32 protein-coding genes, 1 pseudogene and 1 riboswitch are annotated in these 25,667 nt (G+C 64.4%); of the genes and pseudogenes, 15 read left to right on the forward strand and 18 right to left on the reverse strand.

Annotated features, from left to right (window positions below; all coding sequences use genetic code 11):
* Positions 1 to 48 precede the first annotated feature (48 nt).
* The 6 genes and pseudogenes from H3H55_RS06040 to thiC all read right to left on the reverse strand — a co-directional run bounded on the left by H3H55_RS06040 (position 49) and on the right by thiC (position 5,716).
* A complete protein-coding gene (locus tag H3H55_RS06040; RefSeq protein WP_193097975.1) occupies positions 49 to 1,329 on the reverse strand; it encodes an EAL domain-containing protein in 1,281 nt (426 codons plus the stop codon).
* 331 nt (positions 1,330 to 1,660) lie between these two features.
* A pseudogene (locus H3H55_RS06045) lies at positions 1,661 to 1,795 on the reverse strand (EamA/RhaT family transporter); the annotation flags it as partial.
* A 54-nt stretch (positions 1,796 to 1,849) separates the two neighbouring features.
* Positions 1,850 to 2,776, reverse strand: a complete 927-nt coding sequence (locus H3H55_RS06050; RefSeq protein ID WP_193097976.1) for a DMT family transporter — start codon at positions 2,774 to 2,776, stop codon at positions 1,850 to 1,852.
* Between the two features lie 124 nt (positions 2,777 to 2,900).
* A complete protein-coding gene (locus H3H55_RS06055) occupies positions 2,901 to 3,149 on the reverse strand; it encodes a hypothetical protein (RefSeq protein ID WP_193097977.1) in 249 nt (82 codons plus the stop codon).
* Positions 3,150 to 3,338: 189 nt separating this feature from the next.
* A complete protein-coding gene (locus H3H55_RS06060; protein ID WP_048251306.1) occupies positions 3,339 to 3,551 on the reverse strand; it encodes a glycine zipper 2TM domain-containing protein in 213 nt (70 codons plus the stop codon).
* 233 nt (positions 3,552 to 3,784) lie between these two features.
* The gene (gene thiC, locus H3H55_RS06065; protein ID WP_193097978.1) at positions 3,785 to 5,716 is read right to left on the reverse strand and encodes a phosphomethylpyrimidine synthase ThiC; all 1,932 of its coding nucleotides are present in this window, start codon (positions 5,714 to 5,716) and stop codon (positions 3,785 to 3,787) included.
* A gap of 124 nt (positions 5,717 to 5,840) precedes the next feature.
* A riboswitch (TPP riboswitch) is annotated at positions 5,841 to 5,957 on the reverse strand.
* 270 nt (positions 5,958 to 6,227) lie between these two features.
* On the opposite strand from thiC, the gene H3H55_RS06070 reads away from it, so the two are divergent.
* From H3H55_RS06070 to H3H55_RS06080, 3 genes are all read left to right on the forward strand, one after another.
* Positions 6,228 to 6,500 carry a pentapeptide MXKDX repeat protein gene (locus tag H3H55_RS06070; protein ID WP_048251308.1) on the forward strand — a complete coding sequence of 91 codons (273 nt, stop codon included), beginning with the start codon at positions 6,228 to 6,230 and terminating at the stop codon, positions 6,498 to 6,500.
* Positions 6,501 to 6,576: 76 nt separating this feature from the next.
* Positions 6,577 to 7,209 carry a cytochrome b/b6 domain-containing protein gene (locus H3H55_RS06075; RefSeq protein ID WP_129514149.1) on the forward strand — a complete coding sequence of 211 codons (633 nt, stop codon included), beginning with the start codon at positions 6,577 to 6,579 and terminating at the stop codon, positions 7,207 to 7,209.
* Between the two features lie 29 nt (positions 7,210 to 7,238).
* The gene (locus H3H55_RS06080) at positions 7,239 to 8,027 is read left to right on the forward strand and encodes a molybdopterin-dependent oxidoreductase (protein ID WP_193097979.1); all 789 of its coding nucleotides are present in this window, start codon (positions 7,239 to 7,241) and stop codon (positions 8,025 to 8,027) included.
* Between the two features lie 25 nt (positions 8,028 to 8,052).
* Here the strand turns inward: H3H55_RS06080 and H3H55_RS06085 are convergent, their stop codons facing one another.
* Both H3H55_RS06085 and H3H55_RS06090 read right to left on the reverse strand, forming a co-directional pair.
* Positions 8,053 to 8,334 carry a helix-turn-helix domain-containing protein gene (locus H3H55_RS06085; protein WP_129514151.1) on the reverse strand — a complete coding sequence of 94 codons (282 nt, stop codon included), beginning with the start codon at positions 8,332 to 8,334 and terminating at the stop codon, positions 8,053 to 8,055.
* A complete protein-coding gene (locus tag H3H55_RS06090) occupies positions 8,331 to 8,684 on the reverse strand; it encodes a type II toxin-antitoxin system RelE/ParE family toxin (protein WP_129514152.1) in 354 nt (117 codons plus the stop codon). The genes H3H55_RS06085 and H3H55_RS06090 overlap by 4 nt, the downstream gene beginning before the upstream one ends.
* 525 nt (positions 8,685 to 9,209) lie before the next feature.
* Here H3H55_RS06090 and H3H55_RS06095 point away from each other — a divergent pair.
* The gene (locus H3H55_RS06095) at positions 9,210 to 10,391 is read left to right on the forward strand and encodes an EamA family transporter (RefSeq protein WP_193097980.1); all 1,182 of its coding nucleotides are present in this window, start codon (positions 9,210 to 9,212) and stop codon (positions 10,389 to 10,391) included.
* A gap of 21 nt (positions 10,392 to 10,412) precedes the next feature.
* Here the strand turns inward: H3H55_RS06095 and H3H55_RS06100 are convergent, their stop codons facing one another.
* The 7 genes from H3H55_RS06100 to H3H55_RS06130 form a co-directional block, all read right to left on the reverse strand.
* On the reverse strand, positions 10,413 to 11,612 hold the full coding sequence (locus H3H55_RS06100) for an MFS transporter (protein WP_193097981.1): 1,200 nt from the start codon (positions 11,610 to 11,612) through the stop codon (positions 10,413 to 10,415).
* A 182-nt stretch (positions 11,613 to 11,794) separates the two neighbouring features.
* Complete coding sequence (locus tag H3H55_RS06105; RefSeq protein ID WP_193097982.1) at positions 11,795 to 12,619, reverse strand: phosphodiesterase; 825 nt, start codon at positions 12,617 to 12,619, stop codon at positions 11,795 to 11,797.
* A gap of 109 nt (positions 12,620 to 12,728) precedes the next feature.
* A complete protein-coding gene (locus H3H55_RS06110) occupies positions 12,729 to 13,760 on the reverse strand; it encodes an ABC transporter ATP-binding protein (RefSeq protein ID WP_129514156.1) in 1,032 nt (343 codons plus the stop codon).
* Positions 13,761 to 13,773: 13 nt separating this feature from the next.
* Entirely contained in the window at positions 13,774 to 14,670 is an 897-nt protein-coding gene (locus H3H55_RS06115; RefSeq protein WP_193097983.1) for an ABC transporter permease, read from the reverse strand.
* A 10-nt stretch (positions 14,671 to 14,680) separates the two neighbouring features.
* Positions 14,681 to 15,505, reverse strand: coding sequence for an ABC transporter permease (locus tag H3H55_RS06120; protein ID WP_193097984.1), 825 nt, complete (start codon positions 15,503 to 15,505; stop codon positions 14,681 to 14,683).
* A 16-nt stretch (positions 15,506 to 15,521) separates the two neighbouring features.
* Positions 15,522 to 16,550: an ABC transporter substrate-binding protein gene (locus tag H3H55_RS06125; RefSeq protein WP_193097985.1), complete on the reverse strand. Its 1,029-nt coding sequence runs from the start codon at positions 16,548 to 16,550 to the stop codon at positions 15,522 to 15,524.
* A 74-nt stretch (positions 16,551 to 16,624) separates the two neighbouring features.
* A complete protein-coding gene (locus H3H55_RS06130; RefSeq protein WP_193097986.1) occupies positions 16,625 to 17,650 on the reverse strand; it encodes a substrate-binding domain-containing protein in 1,026 nt (341 codons plus the stop codon).
* An 813-nt stretch (positions 17,651 to 18,463) separates the two neighbouring features.
* Between H3H55_RS06130 and H3H55_RS06135 the strand changes: the two genes are divergently transcribed.
* The 5 genes from H3H55_RS06135 to H3H55_RS06155 all read left to right on the forward strand — a co-directional run bounded on the left by H3H55_RS06135 (position 18,464) and on the right by H3H55_RS06155 (position 21,187).
* Complete coding sequence (locus H3H55_RS06135; protein ID WP_193097987.1) at positions 18,464 to 19,660, forward strand: tyrosine-type recombinase/integrase; 1,197 nt, start codon at positions 18,464 to 18,466, stop codon at positions 19,658 to 19,660.
* A 48-nt stretch (positions 19,661 to 19,708) separates the two neighbouring features.
* On the forward strand, positions 19,709 to 19,990 hold the full coding sequence (locus H3H55_RS06140) for a type II toxin-antitoxin system HigB family toxin (protein ID WP_124480140.1): 282 nt from the start codon (positions 19,709 to 19,711) through the stop codon (positions 19,988 to 19,990).
* Positions 19,978 to 20,409 carry a helix-turn-helix domain-containing protein gene (locus H3H55_RS06145; protein ID WP_193097988.1) on the forward strand — a complete coding sequence of 144 codons (432 nt, stop codon included), beginning with the start codon at positions 19,978 to 19,980 and terminating at the stop codon, positions 20,407 to 20,409. Before H3H55_RS06140 ends, H3H55_RS06145 begins: the two co-directional genes overlap by 13 nt.
* A 163-nt stretch (positions 20,410 to 20,572) precedes the next feature.
* Positions 20,573 to 20,788: a hypothetical protein gene (locus tag H3H55_RS06150; RefSeq protein WP_193097989.1), complete on the forward strand. Its 216-nt coding sequence runs from the start codon at positions 20,573 to 20,575 to the stop codon at positions 20,786 to 20,788.
* A gap of 183 nt (positions 20,789 to 20,971) precedes the next feature.
* Positions 20,972 to 21,187 (forward strand): excisionase, encoded by a 216-nt coding sequence (locus H3H55_RS06155; RefSeq protein ID WP_193099453.1) that lies wholly within the window; start codon positions 20,972 to 20,974, stop codon positions 21,185 to 21,187.
* A gap of 101 nt (positions 21,188 to 21,288) precedes the next feature.
* Here the strand turns inward: H3H55_RS06155 and H3H55_RS06160 are convergent, their stop codons facing one another.
* Together H3H55_RS06160 and H3H55_RS06165 are read right to left on the reverse strand one after the other, a co-directional pair.
* A complete protein-coding gene (locus H3H55_RS06160; RefSeq protein WP_226799951.1) occupies positions 21,289 to 21,618 on the reverse strand; it encodes a helix-turn-helix domain-containing protein in 330 nt (109 codons plus the stop codon).
* Positions 21,619 to 21,638: 20 nt separating this feature from the next.
* On the reverse strand, positions 21,639 to 22,148 hold the full coding sequence (locus tag H3H55_RS06165) for an excisionase (protein ID WP_193097990.1): 510 nt from the start codon (positions 22,146 to 22,148) through the stop codon (positions 21,639 to 21,641).
* Between the two features lie 394 nt (positions 22,149 to 22,542).
* Here H3H55_RS06165 and H3H55_RS06170 point away from each other — a divergent pair, with 394 nt between their 5' ends.
* From H3H55_RS06170 to H3H55_RS06190, 5 genes are all read left to right on the forward strand, one after another.
* A complete protein-coding gene (locus tag H3H55_RS06170) occupies positions 22,543 to 22,914 on the forward strand; it encodes a hypothetical protein (RefSeq protein ID WP_193097991.1) in 372 nt (123 codons plus the stop codon).
* Positions 22,907 to 23,194, forward strand: coding sequence for a hypothetical protein (locus H3H55_RS06175; RefSeq protein WP_193097992.1), 288 nt, complete (start codon positions 22,907 to 22,909; stop codon positions 23,192 to 23,194). Before H3H55_RS06170 ends, H3H55_RS06175 begins: the two co-directional genes overlap by 8 nt.
* The gene (locus H3H55_RS06180; protein ID WP_193097993.1) at positions 23,187 to 23,399 is read left to right on the forward strand and encodes a hypothetical protein; all 213 of its coding nucleotides are present in this window, start codon (positions 23,187 to 23,189) and stop codon (positions 23,397 to 23,399) included. The genes H3H55_RS06175 and H3H55_RS06180 overlap by 8 nt, the downstream gene beginning before the upstream one ends.
* Positions 23,392 to 23,673: a hypothetical protein gene (locus H3H55_RS06185; protein ID WP_193097994.1), complete on the forward strand. Its 282-nt coding sequence runs from the start codon at positions 23,392 to 23,394 to the stop codon at positions 23,671 to 23,673. The genes H3H55_RS06180 and H3H55_RS06185 overlap by 8 nt, the downstream gene beginning before the upstream one ends.
* 134 nt (positions 23,674 to 23,807) lie before the next feature.
* The gene (locus tag H3H55_RS06190; protein WP_193097995.1) at positions 23,808 to 24,371 is read left to right on the forward strand and encodes a hypothetical protein; all 564 of its coding nucleotides are present in this window, start codon (positions 23,808 to 23,810) and stop codon (positions 24,369 to 24,371) included.
* 181 nt (positions 24,372 to 24,552) lie between these two features.
* On the opposite strand, the gene H3H55_RS06195 is transcribed toward H3H55_RS06190, so the two are convergent.
* Complete coding sequence (locus H3H55_RS06195; RefSeq protein ID WP_226799953.1) at positions 24,553 to 24,972, reverse strand: Arc family DNA-binding protein; 420 nt, start codon at positions 24,970 to 24,972, stop codon at positions 24,553 to 24,555.
* Between the two features lie 135 nt (positions 24,973 to 25,107).
* Here H3H55_RS06195 and H3H55_RS06200 point away from each other — a divergent pair, with 135 nt between their 5' ends.
* The gene (locus H3H55_RS06200) at positions 25,108 to 25,359 is read left to right on the forward strand and encodes a helix-turn-helix transcriptional regulator (RefSeq protein WP_193097996.1); all 252 of its coding nucleotides are present in this window, start codon (positions 25,108 to 25,110) and stop codon (positions 25,357 to 25,359) included.
* Positions 25,360 to 25,667 lie beyond the last annotated feature (308 nt).

The following is a 25,667-nucleotide window of genomic DNA, read 5'->3' on the forward strand; positions in this document are numbered from 1 at the left end:
ACCGGACGTTCCGCGGGCGTCGCGGTCGCGCACACGCCGCGGCGCCGGCTACCGCATCACGGTGCCCGCGCTGTCGAGCACGAAGTCGACGCAGAACACGATGAGCCGGCTCTGCGCGCGGATCGCGACGGCGGCCGTATAACAATCGCGGCCTTCCGTCAGCGAGAAGTGCGGGCCCATCAGCGCGACGCGCCCGGGGGCGGCGATCGCGCGCTGGAAGTACGGGCGCCGCGACCAGTTGCTGTGGGTTTCCGGAAAGAGCGGCGCGAGGCGGGCGACGTTCGGCTGGCCGTCGTCGGACCGTGCACCGATCGACGGCAGGAACTGCTCGCCGATCTCGTCGGTGACGAACACGCGGCGCGCGGCCGGCACCGCGAACACGCGTTGCGCGGCGTCCTGCAGGCTGCCGCTCGCGGAGAACGCGGCCGCGCCGGCGAGCACGAGCCGCTCGATCGCGTCGAAGCCCGGCTGTTCGGCGATGACCGGCGTGTGCCGGCGGGCGATGAAGCGCTGCCACGCGGCATCGAGCATTGCGGGTGCCGCCGCGCTCGCGTTAGCGATCGACATATCGGGCTGGCCGAACTGGAAGCCCTGCACGAAATCGATGTCGGCCTCCATCAGCGACTGCAACGCGTCGTCGCTTTCGACGCCCTCGGCAAGCACCATTGCGCCGGCCTGGTGCAGCATCGACACGAGGTGATGCATGATGCGCCGATCGTCGGCCGACCCGGTCGAGCGCTCGACCAGCGAACGATCCAGCTTGACGATGTCGGGTCGCGCACGCCACACGCGGTCGAAGTTCGAGAAGCCCGTGCCGAAATCGTCGATCGCGATCAGGAAGTCGCGATGCTGGATCATGTCGATCGTACGGGCGAGCGCGGCTTCGTCGCGTGACGGCTGTTCGACGACTTCCAGCACGATCCGGTTCGGCGTCAGCGCGAAATGCCGGCACAGCGCCTCGACGAACTCGCGCTGCACGAGGCCCGAATCGAGCACGCGCGGCGTCACGTTCAGGAACAGCCAGCCGTCGCCGATGCCCTGCGCGACGAAGTTGGCCGTGTGCAGGCAGCGCGCGAGCCGATCGAGCAGCAGTGCATCGGCGTCGCCGCGTGTCTTGTCGAACAGCGCGGTGGGCGAGACCAGCACACCGTTCGCGTCGACGACGCGCAGCAGCGCCTCGTAACCAACGACGCGCTTGTGCGTGATCGACAGCACGGGCTGGAACACGCTGCGCAGCGTCGTGGTGCGATAGGTGGCGAGCCAGCCGCTGGGCGTCGGCGTGAGGCGTTCGAGCAGGGATTCGAGGGATAGGTCGCGGGCGGGCTTCATGTCAACGGTGCCCAGGGGCGAGCGGCGGGGCTGCGTCGCGCCGCCACGCTGAAGCCGTCGCACGCGAACGTGGACGCGAAAGAACGTGGGGCATCGTGACCGCCTTCTGCGGATGAGTGTTCGAAGTGTAACTGGAATGCGACGGCCCGCGTATCAGGGAAATTCCAGACGCACCCGGTGCGCGGCCGCGGCCAGGCCGGCGCCGGCACGCAGCGGGGCTCGGCCGCGTGCGCGCGTCACCGTCAGAAGAATGCCGGCACGCCGGCGAACAGTCTTTGCCCGGCCGTCGGCGCGCACCGTGAGCCGGGCGGCCGCGCGCGCGCCCGAATCCTCAGGTCGCTTCGCCGCTTCGCGGCCCGAGACCGGGAATCCGCTTGATCGCACCGGTCGCGAGCGCGGTGCCGACGAGCACGATCGCGCAGCCCTCGATCATCACGGCCGTCACGTGTTCGCCGGCGAACAGACTTTGCCCGGCCGCCGGCGCGCACCGTGAGCCGGGCGGCCGCGCGCGCCCGAATCCTCAGGTCGCTTCGCCGCTTCGCGGCCCGAGACCGGGAATCCGCTTGATCGCACCGGTCGCGAGCGCGGTGCCGACGAGCACGATCGCGCAGCCCTCGATCATCACGGCCGTCACGTGTTCGCCGAGGAACAGCGCGCCCCACAGCAGGCCGAACACGGGGATCACGAACGTCACGGTAATCGCACGGGCGGGGCCGACGTGCGCGATCAGGTAGAAGAAGATGAAATACGCGATGCCCGTGCATGCGACGCCGAGGCTGAGCACGGCGCCCCATGCGTGCGCACTGACCGGCGCGGCCGGCCAGGTGGCGATCGCGAACGGCAGCAGCAGGATGGTCGAGCCGATCATGCTGCCGGCCGCGTTGACGAGCGGATCGACGCCGCTGAGTTTGCGCTTCGTGTAATTGGCCGCGATGCCGTACAGCAGCGTCGCGCCGAGCGCGGCGGCGGCGGCGAGTGCGGTCGCGCTGGCGCCCGTGTCGCCGTGCGCATTCGCGATCTGGTTCCACACGAGCGTGAGCACGCCGGCAAAACCGATCACGAGACCGAGCGCGCGCGGCAGCGACAGCTTGTCCTTCAGCCACAGGTACGCCACGAGCGCGCCCCAGAGCGGCGTCGTCGCGTTGATCACCGACGTCAGGCCGGCCGACAGCGTCAGTTCGGCGAACGCGAACAGGCAGAACGGAATACCCGAGTTCAGCGCGCCGACGACAAACAACGGCCACGCATGACGACGCAGCCGGGCGCCGAGATCGGCGGGTTTGAAGCGCGTCAGCGCGAAGCCCGTGAGAAACAGCGCGCCGATGCCCACGCGCAGCGCCATCAGCGGCGCGACGCCGAAATCGACGACGCCGACCCGGATGAACAGGAACGACGCGCCCCACAGGGCAGCGAGCACGGTCAGCAGAATGGCGTTCTTGGGCGACATCGATCGAGGGGCGGAGGAGGACGGGATGCGGAGAATCTTACACCCCGTTACCTCGCCGTCGTTTCACGATTCGATGAAACGACAAGAAACGGAAATTTCGCCGTCTGGCGGCGGCGCAGCCCGCTCAGTGATGGCGCCAGCCGCCGCGTCCACCGAAGCCGAAATTGAGCGATAGCGCCGGTCCCCAATAACCGCCCCACGCGGGCGCATACGCCGGCGCCGGGTAGTAGTAGGCGGGGCCCGGATCGACGTACACGGGCGCCGGCTGCACCGGTGCGGCCGCGTAATAGCCGCCAGGATAATAGCCGTACGGGTAGTAGCAGCCGGCGAGCGTCGCGCAGGCGAGCGCCGCGGCGACGAGGGTCCTGTTCATGATGTCTCTCCGGCGGAGCCGGCAATCGGCAGATGCTTAAGCTTAGGCCGCGCACCGATGACACGGTGTGCAAAACGGTAACGGATCATTTCCGGGCCGCTGCCGCGCGCGTCGCGGCGCCGCCTGCGAAAACGGCGCTTCCGCACTGCGGAAACGCCGTCCGGCCGACTGTCGCGGCGCGTGGCCGGCTTACTTGCCGACCTGGTTACCGATGATGCCGCCGGCCGCCGCGCCGCCCAGCGTCGACAGCGCACTGCCGCCGATCGCCGCGCCGGCGACGCCGCCGACACCCGCGCCGATTGCCGTGTCACGCTGGCGCCTCGACATCGAATCGCAGGCCGACAAACTGGCCACTGTCGCAACGAGGAGCGCACATACCCCAATACGCCGAATCGAGTTCATGATCGTTGTCCTTGTGGTAGTGAATGGAGGACGCGCGACCGGTCGGCGGCCACGCATGAACCCAATCTACGCGCCGCCCCGCGACGCTGCTGTAAGGACTTGTTAAGGCTCTCGCGGTTTCGTAATCAATTGTTTCCCGTGGGTGCGCGGGTACGCGACATGCGCAAAAAAGCCCGCTCGAGAGCGGGCTTCGTGCATCGCGATGCGTTTCCGGTGCGGATCGCCGCGTTCGCTTACTGACGGTGATAGATCTCGGCGCCGGTCTTGACGAACTCGACCGCCTTGACTTCCATCCCCTTCTTCAGCGCTTCGGATTCCGACACACCCTGCTGCGCGGCGAATTCACGCACGTCCTGCGTGATCTTCATCGAGCAGAAGTGCGGGCCGCACATCGAGCAGAAGTGCGCGACCTTCGCCGAATCCTTCGGCAGCGTCTCGTCGTGGAATTCGCGCGCCTTGTCCGGATCGAGACCGATGTTGAACTGGTCTTCCCAGCGGAACTCGAAACGCGCCTTCGACAGTGCGTTGTCGCGCACCTGTGCGCCCGGGTGACCCTTCGCGAGATCGGCGGCGTGCGCGGCGAGCTTGTACGTGATGATGCCTTCCTTCACGTCGTCCTTGTTCGGCAGGCCCAGGTGTTCCTTCGGCGTCACGTAGCACAGCATCGCGGTGCCGAACCAGCCGATCATCGCGGCGCCGATACCCGACGTGATGTGGTCGTAGCCCGGCGCGATGTCGGTCGTCAGCGGCCCGAGCGTGTAGAACGGCGCTTCCTTGCACCAGTCGAGCTGGAGATCCATGTTCTCCTTGATCAACTGCATCGGCACGTGGCCGGGGCCTTCGATCATCACCTGCACGTCGTGCTTCCACGCGATCTGCGTGAGTTCGCCGAGCGTCTTCAGTTCGCCGAGCTGCGCTTCGTCGTTCGCGTCGTAGATCGAGCCGGGACGCAGGCCGTCGCCGAGCGAGAAGCTCACGTCGTACGCCTTCATGATCTCGCAGATCTCTTCGAAGTGTTCGTACAGGAAGCTTTCCTTGTGATGCGCGAGGCACCACTTCGCCATGATCGAGCCGCCGCGCGACACGATGCCGGTCATCCGGTTCGCGGTGAGCGGCACGTACTGCAGGCGCACGCCCGCATGGATCGTGAAGTAGTCGACGCCTTGCTCGGCCTGCTCGATCAGCGTGTCGCGGAAGATTTCCCAGGTCAGGTCCTCGGCCTTGCCGTTGACCTTTTCCAGCGCCTGGTAGATCGGCACCGTGCCGATCGGCACCGGGCTGTTGCGGATGATCCACTCGCGCGTTTCATGGATGTGCTTGCCGGTCGACAGATCCATCACCGTGTCGCCGCCCCAGCGGATCGCCCACGTCATCTTGTCGACTTCCTCGCCGATCGACGACGTGACGGCCGAGTTGCCGATGTTCGCGTTGATCTTCACGAGGAAGTTGCGGCCGATGATCATCGGCTCGGATTCCGGGTGGTTGATGTTCGCGGGGATGATCGCGCGGCCGCGTGCGATTTCGTCGCGCACGAATTCGGGCGTGATCTCGGCCAGCGCGTTCGCGCCGAAGGCCGCGGCGCCGAACGCCTGGCCCGGGTGCTGGCGGCCCATCATCGCGGCGAGCTTCGCGCCGTTCGGGCCGCTCGACTTCAGGCTCTCGAGGTACTCGGCGCGGCGCTGGTTCTCGCGGATCGCGATGTATTCCATTTCCGGCGTGATGATGCCCTGACGCGCGTAGTGCATCTGCGTGACGTTCTTGCCGGCCTGCGCGCGGCGCGGGTTGCGGTGCAGGCCCGGGAAACGCAGGTCGGCGGTGGCCGGGTCGGCCGCGCGCTCGAGGCCGTACTGGCTCGACAGGCCGGAGAGCCCTTCGGTGTCGCCGCGCGCTTCGATCCAGCCCTGGCGCAGCGCGGGCAGGCCCGCGCGGATGTCGATCCTGGCTTCCGGATCGGTGTAGGGGCCCGACGTGTCGTACACGTAGATCGGCGGATTCTTTTCGCCGCCGAAGCCGGTCGGCGTGTCGGCCTGCGTGATTTCGCGCATCGGCACGCGGATGTCGGGCTGCGAGCCGGTTACATAAACCTTTCGCGAATTCGGCAGCGGCGCGACAGCGGCGGCGTCGACATGAGCGTCGGCGGACAGAAACTTCGGATTGGCGTTCATGCAATCTCCTGTGTGAGCGCCGGACAGGCGCGTCGGCGCTTGCCCGGAGCCCTTGACGTATGTGGGGCTCGAGCTAAGCAGGAGACGAGGCTTGGTGAGGCGGCGGATTTCGTCAGAAGGATGGCGGCGAAATCCGTACGCTTCCCTGCGCTGGCATTATCCAGATCAGGTTCAAAGGGTATTTCTCACCCGCAATGCCGGTTGTTTGACCGAACGCATTGCAGGACCCCCGCGTTAGCAAGGGCACACGATACACCGGGTTTGCGGCGGTTTCAACCGGGCGTACAGTGGTTATCCCGGTGCAGCCGCAACATGGCGGGCGGCGCGGCAGGCCGGGTGCACCGCAGCACATGCCTTTGCCGTTCGGTCCGGCAGCCCGATCGGCGGCGGCCGAGCGGCGCAGCATGACGGGTTGTCCGGCCGGCATAAAAAATATTTTCAGAGCGGCTGTCATTTCCCGCGACGTCGTCCGTCTATTCGGCTCCTTAAACCCATGTTTCGGAGAGATGTCATGAAAAACGTACTGATTGCCGCTTGCGTCGCCGCTCTTGCCACGATCGCAACGGGCGCCTATGCGCAGAACGATGCGATGTCGAAGGACGGCACGTCGATGTCGAAGGACGCGATGGGCCACGACGCGATGGCGAAGGATGGCGCGATGAAGAAGGACGGCATGAAGAAGCACGCGATGAAGAAAGACGCCATGAAGAAAGACGCGATGGGCCACGACGCGATGTCGAAGGGCGACGCGATGAAGAAGGACGCAATGAGCCCGTCGAACTGACGGATGCGCGCGGGGCGCGGCCGGCCGGCTGCACGCGCGCATCGCGTCCCGTCGCAGCACCCCTGGAGTCTTCATCATGCAAACCGTTCCTGCAACGGATCGCGCGCCCGCGACGCCACCCGCGCGCCCGATCCATCCGCCGTGGGTGCGTGTGAGCCACTGGCTCAACGCGCTCGCGGCGATCCTGATGGCGTTGTCCGGCTGGCGCATCTACGACGCGTCGCCAATCTATCCGTCGTTCACGTTTGCGCACGGCATCACGATCGGCGGCTGGCTCGGCGGCGCGCTGCAATGGCATTTCGCGGCGATGTGGCTGCTGGTCGCCAACGGGCTGTTCTACCTCGTGATGTCGATCGCGACTGGGCGCTTTGCGCGCAAGATGCTGCCCGTCACGCCGGCGTCCGTGTGGCGCGACGTGCGCGCCGCGCTGGGCGGGCGGCTCTCGCACAACGACCTGAGCGTCTACAACGCGGTGCAGCGTGCCGCGTACCTGACCGCGATCGTCGATCTCGTCGTGCTGGTGCTGTCGGGGCTCACGATCTGGAAGTCCGTGCAATTCCCGCTGCTGCGTGAACTGTTCGGCGGCTATGACAACGCGCGCGTCGTGCATTTCTGGGCGATGTCGCTGCTCGTCGCATTCTTTGTCGTCCACGTCGCGATGGCGCTGCTGGTGCCGCGCTCGTTGCTCGCGATGCTGCGCGGCCGCTGACCCGCACGCCGCGGGCGAAGGAAATCATCATGTCGGAATCCGAAAACAGGCGTGGCGACCCGCGCTGGACGCTCGACCGGAAGTCGCTCGAACTCGATGTGCGCCGCGAGCTCGAGATGCCGTCGCGGCGCCTCTTCAACCGGCGCGTGCTGACGCTCGGTGGCCTGACGATGCTCACCGGCTGCACGCTGCAGGACGACGCATCGGTCAACACGTTCCTCGAGAAAGTGTCGCGCATGAACGATCGTGTGCAGGCCTGGCTGTTCAGCGGCGAACGGCTCGCGCCGACCTACACCGAAGCCGACATTACGCGGCCGTTCCCGTTCAACGCGTTTTACGCGATCGACGACGTGCCGCACGTCGATGCGTCGACGTATCGGCTCGTGCTGTCCGGCCGCGTGACGGGCAAGCGCGTGTGGACGCTCGACGAGCTGTATGCGCTGCCGCACGCGGAACAGATCACGCGGCATATCTGCGTGGAAGGGTGGAGTGCGATCGGCCGCTGGGGCGGCACGCCGTTCGGCGCGTTTCTCGCCCGCGTCGGTGCCGACACACGGGCGAAATACGTCGGCTTCAAGTGCGCGGACGATTACTACGAGAGCATCGACATGCCGACCGCGCTGCATCCGCAGACGCTGCTCGCGTTCGACTACGACGGCCAGCGGCTGCCGCCGGAATTCGGCTTCCCGATGAAGCTGCGGATGCCGACCAAGCTCGGCTACAAGAACCCGAAGCACATCATGGAAATCTTCGTGACCGATACGTATCCGGGCGGCTACTGGGTCGATCAGGGGTACAACTGGTTCGGCGGGTCGTAAGCGGCGCGCGTGACGCGCTCATGCGTCACGCCGATTCGCGCACCTGGAGATCGACGCGCAGGCCGACTGCGGCCGCCATGTTCACGAGCGCGTCGAGCCCGAACAGGTTGATCTTGCCGCGCAGCAGGTCGGAGACGCGCGGCTGCGTGACACCCAACTGCTTCGCCGCCTGGGCCTGGCTGAGCTCGAGCTGCGCGATGCGCTGCTTGAGCGCGATCATCAGTTCGGAGCGCAGCTTCATGTTCTCGGCTTCGGCCGGCTGGCCTTCGATTGCGTCCCAGACGTTGGTGTAGCGTTCATTGGTCATCGTTTCAACTCCATCATCAGCGTGCGATAACGCCGGGCGGCCAGGTCGATATCGGGTTTGCTCGTGCGTGCCGATTGCTTCCGGAAACAGTGCAGCACGTAGACGGCATCGGCGAATGTCGCGACGTAGACGATCCGGAACGCGCCGCTCGCATCGCGCAGGCGAATTTCCCGCACGCCGACGCCGATGGTGCGCATCGGCTTCCAGTCGTCGGGCGCGAAGCCGCGCTGTACCTGGTCGATCTGGTGGCCGGCGTCGCGCCGTGCGGGCAGTGGAAAGCCACGAAGATCGTCAAGCGCGCTGCCGACGAAAACAACCGGCTTCGGCGGAAGGATGGTTGGATTATACAAAATTTTGTATGGATGGTGCGGGTTTCGAATGGAGGTTGTGGACCGCTGGAAGAGGGCGTGTCGACCGTCACGATAAGCGCGAAGTAGCGGCCGGCGCGCATGATTGGCCGTCAGGCCGATGGTGGGTTCGAGCGGGGCGGATTGCGATGGATTGCGTGTGGAATCGGCACCGACGCCGGCAACGCGCGCGCATTGTGAATCCGGCCCCGGATTTCACCGGCCCGCCGACCGGAAGCCCGCCGGCCGGATAATGTCGCGCCGAAACATCAGTCCCTATCCTTTCAGACAGGTCTGACGATGCTTTCGAATCCTTGATGCCATAATGCCGAGCGTGCGCGGCCGAAACGGTTGCGCGCGTTTTTTTTGTCCCTCTGCCGCCGCTTGCCGGTTCTCTTTCGTCGCCGTTCGCACTGCCATGTCGTTCCGCACGTTCGCTCTGCCTTCCCGGTCCCGTCAGGACCGTTTGCCGGCATTGCCGGCGTTTTTCAGCGGGGCACGCGGCGCGACGTGCGGGCGGGTCGCACGATGACGCCGCTCGACCGCCTCCTCGATTTCCTCGCCCGCTTCTCGTTCCGGATCCGCCTGCCGCAAAGCCGCGGCGGCCGCGTCGCGCTGGCGCTCGTGTTCATCTATTTCGTCTGGGGTTCGACCTACAGCGGCCTGCATTTCGCGCTGCAGTCGTTCCCGCCGCTGCTGCTGTCGGGGATGCGCAATCTGCTCGGCGGGATCGGCCTGTTCATCTTCGCGCTGCGGCGCAAGCCCGAATGGCCGACGTTGCTGGAGATCCGCAATGCGGGGATCGTCGGCACGATGCTCGTCGCGCTGTCGTCCGGCACGATCGCGCTCGGGATCAGCTCGGTCAGCAGCGGCTCGGCCGCGGTGATGGTCGCGACGGTACCGTTGTTCGCGACCGTGATCGCGGCGGTCGCCGGGCGGCCGGTGACGAAGGGCGAGTGGGCGGCCATCGCGCTCGGGATGGTCGGCATCGTCGTGCTGAATTCGGGCGGCGCAGCGGCGCAGAATTCGGCGCTCGGCACGATCTGCATTCTGGCTGGTGCGCTGTTCTGGGCGGGCGGCGCGCACCTCGCGACGCGGCTCAAGCTGCCGTCCGACCTGTTTCTGTCGACGTCGCTGCAGATCGGCCTCGGTGGCCTGATTTCGACGCTCGTCGCCTGGCTGATCGGCGAACGCATCGAACACGTGATGGCCGGGCCGGTGTTCGCGTTCCTGTACCTGATGGTGTTCTGCACGATGGCCGCGTACGTCGCGTACGGCTACCTGATCCGCCACACGAGCCCGATCATCGCGAGCAGCTGCATGTACGTGAACCCGATCGTCGCGGTCGCGCTCGGTGCGCTGCTGCTCGGCGAACCGGTGACGATGGCGACCGTGGTCGCGACCGTCGCGATCCTCGGCAGCGTCGGGTTGTCGTTCCTGTTCGATCCGGCCCGCCGGCCCGCGGCGCGCGCGGCGGCCGTCAGTTCGCCGGCGGCGGCGACCGTAGCGGTTGCGCCGGCTGCGGACGTTTCGTCGGCGCCCGAGCAGATCGCGATACCGGAAGCGGCGCCCATCCTGACGCCTTCGGCAGTCCCGCTTGCGGTGCCGACTCCGGCTGCCGTGATGGACCCCGCGGCCGTGATTGACCCTGCACAGGCGTTCGCGCTACCGCCCGCCGACGAACCGGCCGCACCCCGCGCCGACGCGTGACGCCGCGGTGGCCGGTGGCGCTCAGCCGTGCCGGCCGCCGCGATGGTGGGACCAGCCGGCCAGCGCGGTGAACAGCAGCCCGGCCGCGCACATGCCGATCCAGCCGAACGCGTGCCATGCGGCGACGCCGGCCGACGAACCGAGTGCGCCGCCGATGAAATAACACACCATGAACACCGTGTTGACGCGGCTGCGTGCCTCGGGCTTCAGCGCATAAATGCGCGACTGGTTCGAGATCTGCGCGGCCTGCACGCCGACATCCAGCACGATCACGCCGATCACGAGCCCGACGAGGCTCGAACCCGACAGCGCGAAGATCACGAAAGACAGCGCGAGCAGCGCGATCGCGAGCGAGATGATCGCGCGCGGGCCGCGCTTGTCCGCGAAGCGGCCCGCATACGGCGCCGCGAGCGCGCCCGCCGCACCGACGATCCCGAACAGGCCGGCCACCTGCGGACCGAAATGGAACGGTGCACCGGCGAGCAGCAGCGTGAGCACGGGCCAGAACGCGCTGAACGCCGCGAACAGCGCGGCGCCCGTCAGCGAGGCTTCGCGCAGCCCGCGCAGTTCGACCGCCAGATGCCACATCGAACCGAGCAGCTTGCCGTACGGCAGCGTCGACGTCGGCGAGCTGCGCGGCAGCCGCAGCACGATCACGGCGGCGAGCGCGACGAGTGCCGCGACCGACGCGGCGAACACCGCGCGCCAGCCGAAATACTCGGCGACGAAACCGGCGGCCGTGCGCGCGAGCAGGATGCCGAGCAGCAGGCCGCTCATCACGGTGCCGACCGCGTGTCCGCGTTCGGCCGGCGGCGCGATTTCGGCGGCGAACGGCACGGCCTGTTGCGCGATGGTCGCGAGCACGCCGATCGCGAGGCTCGCGACGGCGAGCACGGCCAGCGACGGCGCGGTGGCCGCGACGATCAGCGCGACCGACAGGCCGGCGATCTGCATCAGGATCAGCCCGCGGCGGTCGAACCGGTCGCCGAGCGGCGCGAGCAGGAACATGCCGGCCGCATAGCCGAGCTGCGTCGCGGTCGGCACCGCGCCGATCCATGACGCGCCGTCGGGAAAGGTGGCGCGGAAGCTGTCGAGCAGCGGCTGGTTGTAGTAGATGTTCGCGACCGATACGCCCGCGATCGTCGCGAGCAGCAACAGCAGGCTGCGCGAGTAGTGGGGCGAGGCGGCGTCGGTCGGGCGGTCGGTGGAAGCGGTGGACATGGCAGCGCGGGCGGAGTTGGACGGCGCGGCGTGCGGCGCACGCGTCGGGCGCGCCGGTGGGCCGGTTGCCGGTCGAGGCTGCCGATCATACCGGAGCACCGTGAATCCTGCCGGGCAGGCAGCGAGCCGGCAAACCGGCACGACCCGCCGGCCGCCGCCTTCATCGTGCGTGCTTCACGCCATCAGTCGACCAGCTCGCCCGTCGGTTCATAGAACGGATACGGCCCGGCGCCTTCGTCCACATACACGTGGTGCGACGTCATTCCCGTCTCCGGCGCATAACGATGCACCGCGAACGCTGGCGGTTCGAGCCGGAACGCGGACGGCGCATCGGCCCGCAGGTCGAATGCGACCTGGTGCGCGGGCGCCGGCACCGCCGACGCGAGCGTGCCGCCGAAACGCGTGAACATCGTGCGGTGCACGTGGCCGCACAGCACGCGCTCGACGTTCGGATAACCGCGCAGCAGCGCGTCGAGTTTCGCGGCGGCGGCGGGTGCGAGACGCAGCGCATCCATGTGGCCGATCCCCGACACGAACGGCGGGTGATGCAGCGCGACGATCACCGGGCGATCGCGCGCGGCGTCGAGCTGCGCGGCGAGCCATCCGAGCCGTGCGTCGCACAGGTCGCCGTGGCTCGCGCCGGGCACCTGCGAGTCGAGCGCGAGCACGCGCACCGCGCCGAGGTCGAGCGCGTACTGCACGAATTCGCCGTCCTGCAGTTCGGCGCGATCGGCGAACGCGCGGCGCAGCCCGGCGCGGTCGTCGTGATTGCCGATCATCAGGTAGTACGGAATCTCGAGCGGCGCGAGCAGGTTGCGCAGGTGGGCATATTCGTCGTCGTGGCCGAAGTCGGTCAGGTCGCCGGTGACGAGCACGGCATCGGGGCGCGGCTCGAGCGCGTTCAGCTTCGCGACGCAGCGCGCGAGCGCGGCCGCCGTGTCGACGCGCCGGTACGCGAGCTGGCCCGGACGCTTGATGTGGAGATCGCTGATTTGAGCAAGCAGCATCGTCGTTCCTCGGAATCGTCTGGTTATTGTGGGGGCGGCGTCGTGCGCCGCGGTGGGGTAGTGCATGGGTGATGCCTGAGTATGACTTGGGTGTTGCCTGATTGTTGCATCACGCGCCGAGCGCGATCAGGCCTTCCGGTGCGATCGTCAGGCCGACCGCCGTGCCGTGCGCGAGCGCGATGCGGCCCGGTACGTCGATCACGAGTGCGTCGGGCGCCGCGTGCTCGATCGTGAGCCGTGTGCGCTCGCCGAGGAACGCGCACGCACCGACCGCGCCGCGCAGCGGCGCATGCGCGGGATCGGCGAGTTGCGCGTCCTCGGGGCGGAAGAACCACTCGTCGGCGGCATGCGGCGTGACGATCGCGCCGCCCGTCGTCACGAGCTTGCCATCGCGCCATTGTCCTGCAAGCCGGTTCAGCGTGCCGATGAACTGCGCGACCGTGCGGTTCGCCGGCCGGTAGTAGATGTCGCGCGGCGTGCCGATCTGTTCGATGCGGCCCGCACCCATCACGACGATCCGGTCGCCGAGCTCCATCGCTTCGGCCTGGTCGTGCGTCACGTAGACCGTCGTCACACCGAGCTCGCGCAGCAGCGCATTCATCTCGCGACGCAGCACGTCGCGCAGTTTTGCGTCGAGCGCGGTCAGCGGTTCGTCGAGCAGCAGCACGCGCGGCCGCACGGCCAGCGCGCGAGCCAGCGCGACGCGCTGGCGCTGGCCGCCCGACAGCTGATCGACCGGTTTGTCCGCGTGCGCGTCGAGCCGCATCATCGCGAGCAGCTCGTCGACGCGTTCGCGCAGCGCGCGCGGTTCGGTCTTGCGGATCTTCAGCCCGTAACCGACGTTGCCGCGCACCGTCAGGTTCGGAAACAGCGCGTAGTTCTGAAACACCATGCCGACCTGCCGGCGCTCGATCGGCAGCGACGTCACGTCGTCGTTGCCGAACGCGATCGTGCCGCCGGCATCCGGCGTGTCGAGGCCCGCGATCAGGCGCAGCGTCGTCGTCTTGCCGCAGCCCGATGGCCCGAGCAGCACGAGCGTTTCGCCCGCGCCGATCGACAGGTCGAGCGGTTCGAGCACGCGCGTGCCGCGGAACGTCTTCGCGCAGCCGGTCAGGGTGATGGGAGTGGAATCGAGTTTCATGAGAGCGGAAGAGTCAGCGTGGGCGGCGCTTGAGTGCGCGCGTGCCGGACGGGTCGACGCCGAGCCACTGCATCGCGACGAGGAGCGGCAGCGTCATCAGCAGGAACAGGATCGTGTACGCGCTGCCGACTTCGAGGCGCAACGATGCATAGGTGTCGGCGAGCCCGACGGGCAGCGTCTTGGTGTCGGGCGTATGCAGCATCCACGTGAGGTTGAATTCGCCGATCGACAGCGTGAGCACCGCGAGCGCGCCCGCGACGATGCCGGGCCGCAGGTTCGGCAGCACGATCGTGACGAAGCGCGTGACGAACGATGCGCCGAGGCTCGCCGCGCCTTCCTCGAGCGTGCGCAGGTCGGCGCCGGCCGCGACGGCCGCGACCGCGCGCACCATGAACGGCAGCGTGAACACGACGTGGCCGACGACGATGAACCACAGGCTCATCCGGAACGCGGTGAAGCCGCCGTAGACGACCAGCAGCGCGAGCGCCGACGCGAGGCCGGGCAGCGCGACCGGCAGCACGAGCGCTTCCTCGATCGCACGCGCGATGCGGCTCTTGCTGCGCGCGAGCGCATAACCGGCCGGCACGCCGACGACGAGCACGATCGCGAGCGTCGCGAACGCGACGTAAAGCGACAGCGCGACCGAGCCGTGATACTGCTGCCAAACCTGTTCGAGCCAGCGCAGCGTAAGGCCGCTCGAGATTCCGCGGAAATAGTTGACGGTCAGGCCCGCGAGCACCGACATCACGACGGGCACGATCAGGAACGCGCACAGCAGCAGCGTGACGCCCCATTGCAGCGCGGCGATCGCGCGCGCGCCGGTGACGCGCGGCGCGCGGCGCGCGATGCCGTTCGCCTGCGCGGGAGCGGGCGCCGGCGACGGCGCGGAAGAGCCGGAAAGCGATTGCATGAAGGAATCCTCAGGCCGCGGCGGCGGCGGTGTGGCCCGTGAACCGGCGCGCGAGCGCGAGCACGGCCCAGGTGACAATGCCGAGCACGATCGACAGGCCGGCCGCTGTCGCGATGTTCGCGTTCAGTGTGAACTCGGTATAGATCGTCATCGGCAGCACGTTCAGGTCGGTGGCCAGCGTGAACGCGGTGCCGAACGCGCCCATCGCGGTCGCGAAGCAGATCGCGCCGGCCGCGATCAGGCCCGGCGCGAGCGCGGGCAGCACGATGTCGAGAAAGATGCGCCACGGCGATGCGCCGAGCGAACGCGCGGCTTCCTCGAGCGATGCGTCGAGCTTCGACGCGGCCGCGATCACGGTGACGATCACGCGCGGAATCGAGAAGTACAGGTAGCCGACGAACAGCCCCGCAACCGAATACGCGAATACCCACTTGTCGCCCGTGAGCTTCGCGGACAGCATGCCGATCAGCCCCTGGCGCCCGGCGAGCATGATCACCATGAAGCCGACGACGACACCCGGGAACGCGAGCGGGAACGTGAGCAGCGCGAGCAGTACGCGCTTGCCCGCGAATTCGCGGCGCGCGAGCAGCAGGCCGGAGATCGTCGACAGCGCGAGCGTCGCGAGCGTGACGCCGGCGGACAGCGCGACGGTCTCGCCGAGGCTCTTCATGTAGCGCGCATTGCCGAGCAGCGCCGCGTACTGCGAGAAGAAAGCGCCGTCGGCGGACACCTGCACGAGCGCCGCCATCGGCAGCAGCCAGAACGCGGCGAACACCGCGAGCGCCGGCGCGACGAGCGCGACGCGCCAGCGCAGCGGGAAAGTCAGGTCGAGCATCGATGCGTTCCGCCGCTTACTGCATCACCTGCAGGTACTGCTGGCCGAACGCCTGCTGGCCGGCCGCCATCTTGCCGAAGTCGACCGACTTGGCGCGCGCGTATTCGCTCGCCGGCAGGAACTTCGCGGCGACGTCGGCGCCGAGCGTCTGCGCGCGCACCGGGCGCAGGTACGCGTTGGCCCACAGCTTCTGGCCTTCGTCCGACAGCACGAAGTCGAGCACCTTCTTGCCGTTCGCATCGTGCGGCGCGCCCTTCACGAGGCTCATTACGTACGGCACCGCGATCGTGCCTTCCTTCGGAATCACGAACTCGACGTTCGCGTTGTCCTTGTACTTCGCGCGGTACGCGTCGAAATCGTAGTCGAGCAGGATCGGAATCTCGCCGGACAGCACGCGCGCATACGCGGTCTGCTTCGGCACGATCGGCGCATTCGCCTTCAGCTTGCGGAACCAGTCGAGCGCCGGCTTGAAGTTGTCGAGGCTGCCGCCGAGCGCCTGGTTGACGGCGACCGCGCCCGCATAACCGACGAATGCGCTCGACGGATCGAGATAACCGACCATACCCTTGTATTCAGGCTTCAGCAGATCGGCCCACGAGCGCGGCACCGGCTTGCCGTCGAGCGCGTCCTTGTTCACGAAGAAGCCGAGCGTGCCCGAGTGGATCGCGAACCAGTAGCCTTGCGGGTCCTTCAGGTTCGCGGGAATGTCGTTCCAGTGCGCGGGCTTGTACGGCGCGATCACGCCCTTGTCCTTCGCCTGGAAGGCCGACGACACGCCGAGGTAGACGACGTCGGCCACCGGGCTCTTCTGCTCGGCGATCAGCTGCGCGATCGCCTGGCCCGAGTTCTTGTTGTCGAACGGCACGCGAATGCCGGTCTTCTGCTTGATCGCCGCGATCTGCGCGGCCCAGTCGGCCCATTCGGGCGGGCAGTTGTAGCAGATCGCCGATTCGTCGGCGTGGGCGGCGGGCGCGCCCGCGATGAGCGCGGCGCAGGCGAGCGGCGCGGCGAGCGCGCGCAGCAGCGAGGTCAGGCGAAAGGACACGGTAGGTCTCCGGGCGAGTGTGTGGCGCTGGGGTGGTGTGGTTGTCGGGGGGCGAGCTGGCGGGGCGTGCGTGTTCAGGCCTTGCGCAATTGCAGGTCGGTGGCCGGCGGCGCGACCGTCGCACCGTCGCGCACCACGTGCGGCAGGATCAGCGACGTGCGTTCGATCGTCGCGCCGCCGATGCATTCGACGAGTCGCTGCCATGCGTGGCGGCCGATGTCGCGGTTCGGCGTCGCGACGCTCGCGAGCGGCGGCGCGAGCAATTCGCCGATCGCGATTCCGTCGAAGCCGAGCACCGACAGGTCGTCCGGGATCGAGAAGCCCGCGCGGCGCAGGCCGCGCATCACGACCATCGCGAGCAGGTCGTTGCTGCAGAAGAGGGCGGTCGGGCGCGTCGCCTGGGCGGTGAGATGCGCGAGCACCGCGTCGGGCAGTTCGGGCGCGTTGAAGTCGACTTCGACCGGCGGCAGCGTGGCGACGCCGTTTTCCTCGAGGGCCTGCGCGTAACCGAGATGACGCTGGCGCGCGCGATCCGACGCGGCGAGCGAGCCGGCCAGCATCAGCACGCGGCGGTGGCCGCGCGCGGTCAGCAGCCGCACGCCGTCATACGCGGCGCGACGGTTGTCGACCGACACCGACGGGCGGCGTTGCGTGTCGTTGTGCATCAGCACGTAATGCGGGCCGTCGCGATCGAGCATGTCGAGCAGCGGGTGCGTGTCTGCGTCGGCGACGGTGAGGATCAGCCCTTCGACGCGCTGCTCGCGCAGCGTCTCGATCGCGTGACGCTCGCGCGCCGCGTCGTACTCGGTCGTCATCAGGATCAGCTTGAAGCCGGCCGCGGTCGCGAGCTCGTCGATGCCTTGCAGGCAGTCGGCGAACACGGGGTTCGACAGCGTCGGCACGACGACGCCGACGAGTCGCGTGCGTTCGCCGCGCAGTTGCCGGCCGAGCGGGCTCGGGCGGAATTGCAGCGTGTCGATCGCGGTGCGGATCGTTTGCAGCGTGGCGGGGCTGACGGTATGCGGGGCGTTGATCGCGCGCGAGACGGTGGCGATCGAGAAGCCCGCAAGGGCAGCGACATCCTTGATGGTCGAGGTCATTAAATAACGCGATGTAAACGTTTTCGGCAGGGAAAATTATCGAAAACGTTTGTGACTTCGCGATGACGTTCGCGACGCTTGTTTCGCAAAAGGCACGATACAAACGTCAGACGGTTGGGCCCGTCGGATGACGCGGGCTCGATTGTATCGGGGATGCTGCGGCGCGGGACGAAATCGGCGGCGGTGTCGTGCCGATGTCGATTACAAAGGATGAATCCGTGCGAGGGTGGCCGGTGTCGTGGTGCGGTGCGGCGGAATAAGGGAACGCATGAGCAAGCAGTGGTAGAATCCGGTCCGCCCTCTTGCCGGGGTGATGAAATTGGTAAACATAGCGGACTTAAACACGATTGAGTGCCCGGTCGGAAACGGTCGGTGCAGAACCCTTCAAATTCGGTGAAACCCCTGATGCACGCATCGAGGCAACGCCGAGCCAAGCCTCGCGGTATCCGCGAGGAAGGTGTAGAGACTAGACGGGGGGCGCCTAAGGCGCACGGGCAGCGGTCACGCCCGCGCGCGACGGTGAAGGCATAGTCCAGCGCACGAACGGCATCGCGCACGCGACGCCGGCTTCGAAAGAAGCAGTGTGACGAAAATCCGCCGCCTTAATTGGCTTGCCGGTTCAAGTCCGGTCCCCGGCACCACACATACTCCCAAGTGTTTCCATAGTTTGCCAAAAAGCCCCGTCAGTCAAGCACTTACGGGGCTTTTTGTTACCAACGTTTCCCAGTGTTTCCCGTTGACACCCACGGAATCGGGGGGCATCGTAGGGGGCAGTTATCCAGATCTGGGGCATCGAAATGCCCCCATGCCCCAATGCCCCTTACCAATGTTGCGATCCAGGCTGCCAAGCCACGGGAAAAGTCATACAAGCTGGCTGATGGCCAGGGTATGTACCTCGAGGTTATGCCGAACGGGTCCAAGTACTGGCGATTGAAGTATCGCATCGACGGGAAGGAGAAACGGATGGCCCTTGGGGTCTATCCGGCCGTGACCTTGCTGGCGGCTCGGAAGGCCCGCGACGAGATCAAGGAGCAGCTCCGTGGTGGTCTCGATCCTTCGCACGAAAAGAAACGTGTGAAGTTGAAGCGGAGTGTCGACCGCGCGAATTCCTTCGAGACTCTTGCTCGCGAGTGGCATGAGCAGCGGCAGGGATCGTGGAGCGAGGGACACGCAGTACGGATCATGAAGCTACTTGAGAGAGAACTGTTTCCGGTGCTCGGCGCGCGCCCAATTGCAGAGATCACGGCGCCGGAATTGCTCGATGTCATCCGCAAGATTGAGGCGCGCGATGCGATCGAGCTCGCACATAAGGCGATCCAGGCAACCAGTCAGATCTTTCGATACGCCATCGCCACTGGACGAGCCGAGCGTGACCCAGCGCCCGATCTCCGCGGCGCGCTGAAGACCCGTACTGTCGTCCACATGAAGCGCGTCAGCGAGTCTGAACTGCCTGAGTTGATGGCGAAGATCGACACGTACGACGGCGACTATCAGACGCGCCTGGCGCTGAAGTTCATGGCTCTGACGTTCGTCCGAACGAGCGAGCTTCGGTTTGCTGAATGGACCGAGATCGACGAGAAGAGGAAAGAGTGGCGCATCCCGGCCGAGAAGATGAAGATGCGTACGCCGCACATCGTGCCGCTGTCGAAGCAGACTCTCGAGGTGATCTCGAAGCTGAGGGAGTTGAACGGCAGTAGCCAGTTCCTATTCCCGGGCCGGTCGAGTGCTAAGAAGCCGATGAGCCAGAATACGATAATTTTCGCGCTGTACCGGATGGGCTACCACTCACGGATGACGGGGCACGGTTTCCGCGGCCTTGCGTCGACGATCCTGAACGAACACAACTTCAACCGGGACTGGATCGAGCGACAGCTTGCGCACAGCGAGCGGGACAGCGTTCGGGCGGCCTACAACCACGCAGAGTACCTGCCCGAGCGCCGGAAGATGATGCAGTGGTGGGGCGACTACCTCCAACAAAGGAACGACTCGGAGGGACACTCGGTCATCTAATGTGTAACAACGCTTGGTTGCAATCTCATCCTGAGATACTGTCACTTCATGCGAGTCATTTCCAACAAGGCCTTGACCGACTTCGCCGCCAAGCATCCGGACGCTGGCGTGCCGCTCCAGATATGGAGGAAGACGATTGAGGCTGGAACGTTCGGCAGCTTTGCTGACCTGAAGAAAGCTTTCAATGCGACAGACAAGGTTGGAGCGTTCTACGTGTTTGATATCGGCGGCAATAAGTTCCGGATCATCGCCGCAGTGCACTTTAATGTGCAGAAGCTATACGTGCGTCATGTATTCACGCACAAGGAGTACAGCAAATGGAAGCCTTGAGTTTTACGCGGAATGACATCGAGGAACTGGCCGCGCACTTCGAGGCTATCTCCCAAAAGGTGCCACTTCGTCCGATCAACTCGGATATTGAGTACGACTTCGCAGTGCGGGCATTGAACGCGTTGCTCGACGCGGGTGCTGCTGACGAAGGCCATAGACTCGCGCCGCTTGCCGACACGCTGGGCGACTTTATCAGTGAATACGATGAAGGACATCACCAACTGCCAGATGCATCTCCTGCTGATGTCCTCAAATACCTGATGCTAGAGAATGATGTCCGACAGGCTGATCTTCCCGAGATTGGGAGTCAGGGAGTTGTTTCGGAAATCCTCAGTGGGAAGCGGGAGTTGAATGTGCGACAGATCGCAGCATTGGGCCGTCGATTCAATGTGAACCCAGTGGTATTTCTGCCGATCTGATTAATTCGACAGCCTACGGTGCGAGCCGTCTTAAGTCTGCCGCAGCCATGCTGCGATAGCCGCTCAAACCAGAGCGTATTTCACCGAGCCCCGCCCCGAGCGGGGCTTTTCACATCAGACGGAACGCGCGATGATGACGCGGTCGCGTGACTCGGAGCGTTCCATGTCTACCATCAAACTGCGCATCCCCCGAGAGGACGTCTTCGACTTCAATGACGATCTCTCGGCATGGTCGGCCACCAGTGGCATCGATCCGCGGCTGACGATCCTCCCTCAGGTGAAGACGACAAACATCTCATCGCCGGCCCTGTACTCAGCGCTAGTCGACGAGCAGTTCTTCGAACAGTACCCGCGGTGGCGGCTGTGCGTCGAATCATGAGGCGAGGCTTCGGCTACTCGGCAAGCCAGCGCTTTCCATGAAACGTCTCGTACTCCTTGACGGCAGCGGCCCGTCGCGTGTCAGTGAACGTAGAGGATCAGTATGCGATCGTCCGGCATAGGGCCACTGTTTGACGAGTGCTCGAGGCACTTGGAGAAGCTCAGAACCCTCGTAGATGAAGAAATGGCACGCAGTGATGTCAGAGTGATTCAAGTCGAGACAGCACCCTACGTCACGGTTGCACTTGCGGCAACGATAACCGGCCTGACCGAGAAGGCGATTCGCCGAAAGATCGAGGACGGAAAATGGATCGAAGGACGAGAGTATCGACGCTCGCCGGATGGTGGGGTCTACATATCCGTAAAAGGATTCGAGAAGTGGATCGAGAGCGGGAGTTGAGCAACAGTATGCTGTAGGCGATGCTCATGCATCAAAAGGTCAACAACAATGCGCTGAGGCCGGCTGCGCGGCGATATACAAAATCGAAGTTGTCACAGCAGCTACGACCTGCTGGCGAGTAGCTTATCAATTTCTTCGATCGGGATTTGCCCACAGCCGTTTAGCTTGATCTTTTGGAACTGGATGATCTTGCTTACGGTCCTGCTGCTCAGGCCGAGCATTTCTGCCGCCTGCTTGATGTTGACCTGAGCAGGGCGGGGATGGCGGCTCGCATACAGTTCGACCGCACGTAAAGCGATGCGCAATTCGCGAGCATCGTCGGCGCCATTCGACCCTGCGCAATCAATGCCTTCACTCCTCAGGGCCTTCATTCTTGACCGTAGCCACTCGTCGAAGTTGATCGACAGATCTTCGTTTAGGTTGCGCTGCATCGTCCCCTCCTTGTGCCGTTTCACCCTCGATACCGTCCGACCATCCGTCGAACTCGAATCTCTGTAGTGTCGATGAACTCGGCTTCCCGGCGAGCAAAGTACTTCTGGCCTACCTTCATCGGTCGTGGAGTGATATGCCCTTGTTTGACCCATCGCTTAAGAGTGCTGATGGATGGGGCGTATTCGCCGAAAGTTATTTCTGCCCAGACCTCGATGGGAATCATTCGAGGAAGCTCTTTGGGTTCAGCCGGAGCAGCTGGTGGGGCTGCTGGTTCCGGGGCGACGGCTTCCTGTTCTGCGGGTGGTTGCATACTCTTAATCAAGTCGGCATACCGCTCTTGATCAAGTTCCGCGAGATTCAGCCGCTCGATCAGAGGAAGACCACGACGACGCTTGTCCTCGCCGCACCAGTTGAGATAGGCAGGAACGTTGATCTCGAAGTCACCGTCTCGAGGTTTGCGAAAGTGCACGTAACGCTGGATGCTGCCGTTCCACATCTGCTGACGGATCTTGTGGGCGCTCTTCTTCATTACCTTCGCGGCGACCTCCAGCGGTACCCAATGCTCTTCGCTAGGCTTTGACATCGACAGGCCCCCGTCTGTTGACCACAAGTTCCCAAAGTAGCGGACAGTTTACAAATTTCTGCTTGACGACGAAACCAGCGGGACATAACCTTGAACTGCGCTTGAGACAACAAGCGACGGGTTTGGCGACCTGATTTCACAAAGGCGGACGACGACCGCCATATGGCGGTATTTTTTCGTCTGTACACTACATGCGCGTCCAGTTCAACGGGCGGGCAGTGGTGGGGATACCTTCGGGTATGCCGGGTTCCTTTGTGTCCGGTTCGCCAACCTCGCTATCTGCCTGCCCACCCTCATTTGGCGATGAGGGCGCAGGTTCTTTGCTCACAAAGGACCCGCCATGTCTACCGTCAAGTCTTCGTCTGCTTCCCCCTCAACTCCCGACTACACCGATCCGGCTTTCCGCGGAGCGCTGACGAGCGATCATTGGTCTCGCGATGACACTCCCCATCTGGCGAAAATTCCCAGTAGCCTGATCGCTGATGTCAGCCGTGGGTCGAATGCCATAGAGACGATCGCCAGAATCGTTCACAACAGTCTTTGCGAACCAGACATGCACAATGCCGAGCCGCTCGGAGACTCAGCACATCTCGGCTTGCTGGACGCCGCGGAACTCATCGGCAAGTACCTCTCCGAAATCGCGGATCGGATGAATGAAGCTGCGCAGATCTACGCGAACCTGGAAGAAGCTGCGGAGGTGCGTCATGACTGACGTTCGCATGCTGAAGACCGTGTCGGAGGAGCTTCCCAAAGTTAGCGTAGTGACGAGTTTCCTTTCCGTCACGGCTGATCTCCCGCTATTGGAGGCCCTGGAGGCGTCGTCGTGCCATCTGACGGTTGCGCTCGACGTGCTGAGCGAGACCGCAGCCAATAGCACTGACGGCTCGAGCCAGTTGTATGCCGTTCTCACGGCCGTGGGAATAGCCAAGGGGCTGCTCGATTCTGCGGTCGCGGCGATCGAGGTTGACGACAGCGAGGCGCATCATGGCTAACGTCAACGGTGCATCCAAGCCTGACGGCGGGGCGCAAGTCATCAATCTGGCGGACTTTCGACAGAACCCGAAGGCCACTCGCAAGCCGTCAGCCGAGGAGACGGTGCGCGACCACTATCGCGTCTTCGGCTTGCTGGCGGATCATATCCTTGCGTGCGCCGAGTTGATTGCGGCGCTTGATAAATTGGGAGGGCCACATGGCTAAGCGCTACTTGCCGCCGGGGTATCGAGTTGGCGCCGTGACGTTCCTTGCCAAGCTGCGGGAGTGGAAGGCAGATCCGGAGCACGACTGGCCGAATCAGACTGCTGCGAAGATCCGCGAGGCCGCCACGAGCCTAGATGGCGCCGAGCGGGCCGGATTCGAAGACGCTCTGGCGCTGCTTTTCCACATGTACGCGTTCGAGGGTGGCGGCCCATATTTCGAAAGCTGGGACCCGATCAAGGAACTCGAGGATGCCGACTACTGGCACGCGGTGTGATGTTCTGCGTTGCAACATGCCGCGCCAAATCGGTACGGCATAATCGTTTCAACCGCGCCTAGCTCGACGGGGCGAACGCAGGTTTCTCTTACCCTGTTAGCGCGGTTCATTTATAAGGGGCGTGAGGGGCGCGTATGTCGAAAGCGAGAAAGCCGCCGGCGGATGAATCGACAGTTGTCTACAGGACATTGAAAGAATCTTGGAACATGGAAGAGGTGTGGCCATGGCTTCAAAAAAGTTTCGCAAATCGAGATGACGAGGAGGCGCTAAAACAAATCGGAATCCTCACAAAAAAAACCATGGGGTTAGAGATTGAACTAGGTGAAAAGATGACGGAACTGTTTTTGTCGGAAGATGCGACCTTGGGTGACTACGCAAGGTTGATCGCGGAAAACGGCATCAGTGCTGCAAGTCTGTGGTTTTGTGCGGGAATGCTGAAAGGGAAGAAAAATGATGCGCTGGTCGAGCAGTTGCTTCGAGATCGACAAAGAAGCGCGAGCTTCGCGCGATATTCCAAAGATCCTAAGCAGCGCGCGAAAGCAGAAGTCAAGAAGCTGTGGGAAATGTGGCGCTGTGATCCTTCTCGATATCCGTCAAAGGCCGCCTTCGCACGCGACATGCTCGATAAATTCGATGAGTTAAAGAGTTCGAAAAAGATTGAAGACTGGGTGCGTGCATGGGAAAAGGAAATAACTTGAATCACCACCCTAACTATCCCGGGATGGTTAGTAACCGTGCCGGGATAGAGGTTTTCACGCGGTAGCGTGGTATCTAGCATTCGTTCACCAACTTACCAATGGTGACGAAAGATGCCGAAAGTGATGCTATCGATACTCTCCTGTTGCCTCAGCAATAAAGCCATTCCTTCGGTGAGAATGCCTACGACTGCTCTGGGAATGGCTTTCGCCGAACGTCCATTGAGAAAGTCGATTGCGGCGCAAGGACCTGTAGCGTGGATCGCGCACGCAATATTTCGTCGTGAAGCCGCTGAACATCTGCATCGGTCGCGCTTTGCTGCATGGTCTTCAACGCCGCCGCTTCCAGCGCGTCGATCGTCTGCTCAAACAGCATACGAGCCAGTTCGAGTCGGAGCTGGATATCCTTTCTATCTCCCTCCATCACCTGCGTTAGCTGTTCGATTACGCGATGGAGATGGCCGAGATCCGAACTCTTGGAAAGTCGCTCGATGATCTCCGCGTTCATAGAGCGGCCAGCCTTTTCTGCGCTGACCGCAATGTCCGCATGGAGGTGCCGCGGCAGGCGAAGCGCGGTCTTGATGTATTCGTCCTGAGTTGCCAAGATTGCCTCTAAATTGCCTTCATTTTGAAGTTGCCTCCAAATTGGAGGCGCGTTATGCTTCTATTGTGCCTTCGATTTGAAGGCATGGTAGTGGAGAATGGGCGATTCTGGGAAGAAATTTAATAGGGATTGATCATGGATAGGGACGAGTTTGCTCACGGCGAGGGGGTGTTGCCGACGATCGGGCTGTCGACGTGGCGCCAAATTGCCCCGTATCTGCCGATCGGAAGGGAGACATGGCGCAAGCTCTGCATCGCGGGGAAAGCACCGAAACCGATCCGTCTCTCCGAAAAGTGCACGGTGTACAGCAACATCGAAGTTCACAAGTGGCTGCAGGATCCGCTCGGCTACGCCTCGGCGTCTCAGGAAGGCCAGGAGGCGACATAAAACGCCGCGGTGATGCACACGAACATCGTCGACGAGATCAAGAAGATCGGCGATGTGTTCGGCAGGAAAGCATCCTGATTGAAACGGCGGTTTCCTTGATCGAGAAGTTCAAGGTCGCAAGGGTGAGAAACAACATCGGTGAAGGGCTGGCGGTCCTGTACAGACACACTTCGCGCAATATCCGCTGCCATTGCTGAAACGATTTCTTCCTTGGCATGAGTGGGTCTGCGGGCTTGGGAAGGACTACGGGTATCCGGAGTACGCCAAAAAAAGAAGGGAAATCAAGGTAGCCTATGTGCATCGACTGC

This window comes from Burkholderia sp. Z1, from assembly GCF_014893795.1.
Taxonomy (GTDB): Bacteria; Pseudomonadota; Gammaproteobacteria; order Burkholderiales; family Burkholderiaceae; genus Burkholderia; species Burkholderia theae.

Coding starts and splice junctions, on each gene's coding strand:
- H3H55_RS06040 (WP_193097975.1), bottom strand. CDS start 1,329: ATGAAGCCCGCCCGCGACCTATCCCTCGAATCCCTGCTCGAACGCCTC.
- H3H55_RS06050 (WP_193097976.1), bottom strand. CDS start 2,776: ATGTCGCCCAAGAACGCCATTCTGCTGACCGTGCTCGCTGCCCTGTGG.
- H3H55_RS06055 (WP_193097977.1), bottom strand. CDS start 3,149: ATGAACAGGACCCTCGTCGCCGCGGCGCTCGCCTGCGCGACGCTCGCC.
- H3H55_RS06060 (WP_048251306.1), bottom strand. CDS start 3,551: ATGAACTCGATTCGGCGTATTGGGGTATGTGCGCTCCTCGTTGCGACA.
- thiC (WP_193097978.1), bottom strand. CDS start 5,716: ATGAACGCCAATCCGAAGTTTCTGTCCGCCGACGCTCATGTCGACGCC.
- H3H55_RS06070 (WP_048251308.1), top strand. CDS start 6,228: ATGAAAAACGTACTGATTGCCGCTTGCGTCGCCGCTCTTGCCACGATC.
- H3H55_RS06075 (WP_129514149.1), top strand. CDS start 6,577: ATGCAAACCGTTCCTGCAACGGATCGCGCGCCCGCGACGCCACCCGCG.
- H3H55_RS06080 (WP_193097979.1), top strand. CDS start 7,239: ATGTCGGAATCCGAAAACAGGCGTGGCGACCCGCGCTGGACGCTCGAC.
- H3H55_RS06085 (WP_129514151.1), bottom strand. CDS start 8,334: ATGACCAATGAACGCTACACCAACGTCTGGGACGCAATCGAAGGCCAG.
- H3H55_RS06095 (WP_193097980.1), top strand. CDS start 9,210: ATGACGCCGCTCGACCGCCTCCTCGATTTCCTCGCCCGCTTCTCGTTC.
- H3H55_RS06100 (WP_193097981.1), bottom strand. CDS start 11,612: ATGTCCACCGCTTCCACCGACCGCCCGACCGACGCCGCCTCGCCCCAC.
- H3H55_RS06105 (WP_193097982.1), bottom strand. CDS start 12,619: ATGCTGCTTGCTCAAATCAGCGATCTCCACATCAAGCGTCCGGGCCAG.
- H3H55_RS06110 (WP_129514156.1), bottom strand. CDS start 13,760: ATGAAACTCGATTCCACTCCCATCACCCTGACCGGCTGCGCGAAGACG.
- H3H55_RS06115 (WP_193097983.1), bottom strand. CDS start 14,670: ATGCAATCGCTTTCCGGCTCTTCCGCGCCGTCGCCGGCGCCCGCTCCC.
- H3H55_RS06120 (WP_193097984.1), bottom strand. CDS start 15,505: ATGCTCGACCTGACTTTCCCGCTGCGCTGGCGCGTCGCGCTCGTCGCG.
- H3H55_RS06130 (WP_193097986.1), bottom strand. CDS start 17,650: ATGACCTCGACCATCAAGGATGTCGCTGCCCTTGCGGGCTTCTCGATC.
- H3H55_RS06135 (WP_193097987.1), top strand. CDS start 18,464: ATGCCCCTTACCAATGTTGCGATCCAGGCTGCCAAGCCACGGGAAAAG.
- H3H55_RS06140 (WP_124480140.1), top strand. CDS start 19,709: ATGCGAGTCATTTCCAACAAGGCCTTGACCGACTTCGCCGCCAAGCAT.
- H3H55_RS06145 (WP_193097988.1), top strand. CDS start 19,978: ATGGAAGCCTTGAGTTTTACGCGGAATGACATCGAGGAACTGGCCGCG.
- H3H55_RS06150 (WP_193097989.1), top strand. CDS start 20,573: ATGTCTACCATCAAACTGCGCATCCCCCGAGAGGACGTCTTCGACTTC.
- H3H55_RS06155 (WP_193099453.1), top strand. CDS start 20,972: ATGGCACGCAGTGATGTCAGAGTGATTCAAGTCGAGACAGCACCCTAC.
- H3H55_RS06160 (WP_226799951.1), bottom strand. CDS start 21,618: ATGCAGCGCAACCTAAACGAAGATCTGTCGATCAACTTCGACGAGTGG.
- H3H55_RS06165 (WP_193097990.1), bottom strand. CDS start 22,148: ATGAAGAAGAGCGCCCACAAGATCCGTCAGCAGATGTGGAACGGCAGC.
- H3H55_RS06170 (WP_193097991.1), top strand. CDS start 22,543: ATGTCTACCGTCAAGTCTTCGTCTGCTTCCCCCTCAACTCCCGACTAC.
- H3H55_RS06175 (WP_193097992.1), top strand. CDS start 22,907: ATGACTGACGTTCGCATGCTGAAGACCGTGTCGGAGGAGCTTCCCAAA.
- H3H55_RS06180 (WP_193097993.1), top strand. CDS start 23,187: ATGGCTAACGTCAACGGTGCATCCAAGCCTGACGGCGGGGCGCAAGTC.
- H3H55_RS06185 (WP_193097994.1), top strand. CDS start 23,392: ATGGCTAAGCGCTACTTGCCGCCGGGGTATCGAGTTGGCGCCGTGACG.
- H3H55_RS06190 (WP_193097995.1), top strand. CDS start 23,808: ATGTCGAAAGCGAGAAAGCCGCCGGCGGATGAATCGACAGTTGTCTAC.
- H3H55_RS06200 (WP_193097996.1), top strand. CDS start 25,108: ATGGATAGGGACGAGTTTGCTCACGGCGAGGGGGTGTTGCCGACGATC.